Origin of the sequence: Streptococcus hepaticus (assembly GCF_043656315.1) — a bacterium.
Lineage (GTDB): Bacteria > Bacillota > Bacilli > Lactobacillales > Streptococcaceae > Streptococcus > Streptococcus hepaticus.
Genome location: NZ_JBINIY010000054.1, coordinates 1 through 417, shown reverse-complemented (window position 1 = coordinate 417; position 417 = coordinate 1). Strand labels below are relative to the sequence as shown.

The 417-nt window shown below is 43.4% G+C and carries 1 protein-coding gene; it reads right to left on the bottom strand.

From position 1 onward, the window contains the following. Positions 1–389, bottom strand: a 389-nt coding sequence (locus ACHUFA_RS11070) for a Rib/alpha-like domain-containing protein (protein ID WP_394406119.1), incomplete at its 3' end; no start/stop codon positions are given. Positions 390–417 lie beyond the last annotated feature (28 nt).

Genomic DNA, 417 nt, shown 5'->3' with positions numbered 1-417 from the left:
GCTTTAGGTGTTACCTTAACTGGAACTGTGACAACTTCTGTATCGCCATTAGGGTACTCAATCGTCACTTCAACAGCTGGTTTTTCGCCGGCTGTATCGGTACTTGGAATATTACCAACTGTTGTAATCTTACCACCAGCTGGAACTGTAACCTTATCCGTCACGTCTTTCTCAGTGATTGGAGTGCCTTGTGGAACTGTAATACCTTCTGTTGTTGGAGTTACAGGGGTTACAGTGATTGGAACCTTAACAATTTCTGTGTCACCATTTGGATAAGTCACTGTGACTTCAGCTTCTGGTTTCTTACCTGCTTCAGTAGTAGTTGGAATGTTAGTCACTTTCGTGATAACTCCGCCACTTCCTTCTGGAATTGTTACCTTGTTCTTCACATCATCTTCCGTGATAGGAGTGTGCTGT